The sequence below is a fragment of the Planomonospora algeriensis genome, from assembly GCF_977012225.1.
The window spans coordinates 1-1324 of record NZ_CDRNDK010000865.1; the positions used below are offsets into that span (position 1 = coordinate 1).

General features: G+C 74.8%; 2 pseudogenes. One reads left to right on the forward strand and one right to left on the reverse strand.

The features are described from left to right. Positions 1-233: pseudogene (locus ACWJ6R_RS36470) on the reverse strand (hypothetical protein); the annotation flags it as partial. Positions 234-761: 528 nt separating this feature from the next. Between ACWJ6R_RS36470 and ACWJ6R_RS36475 the strand changes: the two are divergent. After that, positions 762-1324 (forward strand): annotated as a pseudogene (locus ACWJ6R_RS36475) (hypothetical protein); the annotation flags it as partial.

Genomic DNA, 1324 nt, shown 5'->3' on the forward strand with positions numbered 1-1324 from the left:
CCCGTCGGGACCGGAGTGCCGGTCGGCGCCTCGGTGGCCGTCCCCGTCGGCACCGGGCTCTGCGGCGGCGGGGGCGCGGGCGTGGCCGCCGAAGCCGCGGCCGCTCCCAGACCGCCCGAGACCAGCAGCGCCGCGGCGGTGGTGAGGACCAGCGGCCGCGGAAGACCGCGGCGGACTCCGCTCGCGCCGGCCCGCTCGCGCCCGTTCCGTCTGTCGTGATCGGTCGGTGTCACCAGGTTCTCCCGTCTGCGGTATCCGGTTGAACACCCGCCGGCCGGGACGGCGCGAGACCACCGCCCGTTCGCTCCGCCGTGGATGACGATCCCGGCGAATCCGCCGTAACGGTGATCTTTCGGCGGGCACCCCGAGGCACTGCCCCCTCCCGCGCGGCCCATGCGACCACCCCGCCGACCGGCCCCGCCCGCCCGCCGTCTTCCACCAGCTCACCCTCGAGATCCATCCGGTAGAAAAAACACCGGAGAATCCAGCGGAGGCGGAAAGGCGCCGCCCAAACGCCCCGCCCCGCCCCGGTCGCACCCGCACCCGCAGTCGCAGCACCAGCGTCAACTCCGACCCCAGCCGGTTTCTCCAACCTTGACGCACCATGCGCCGTACGCCCCGCCCCGCCCGGGTATCCCTCCATCCGCCCGGACCGCCGCCCCGCGGCACGGCGTGCCGGGACACCATCAGCGACCAGGAGAGACACCGGACATGACGCCTTCTGCGACGACCACCCGGCGGCACGGCCCCGGACACCCGCGATGACGAGCACTCTGGCCCGCACACCCTCCTCCCCCACCCCGCCGCCGCGCCCGCCGCGCATCCCGCGGCACCCGCTGACCCGCCCCACCGCCCTGCTCGGACTGATCGCCGCGCTGTACGGCACGGCCCAGCTGACGATCGTCTCACCCCGCATGGGCATCGGCTGGGACGAGGCGATCTACGCCAGCCAGTTCGCCGCCCACGCACCCCCGGCCGAGTTCAGCGCCCCCCGCGCCCAGGGCGTTCCCCTGCTGGTCGCCCCGGTGACCGCACTGACCGACTCGGTGACCGCGCTGCGCCTGTACCTCACCGCCCTGTCATCCCTGTCCCTGTACGGCGCCTTCCTCATCTGGACCCGCGTACGCCCCGGCTACACCGCCCCGCTGGCCGCGTTGCTGTTCGCCGGCTGCTGGCTGTCGCTGTTCTACGGCAACGAGGCCATGCCCAACCTGTACGTGGCGCTGACCACCGTCGCCGCCACCGGCCTGCTCTGCCTGCCCAGCCGCTCCCGGGCCGCACTCGCGGGCCTGGCCGCCGCGCTGGCCGCCTGGCCTCGCCTGCG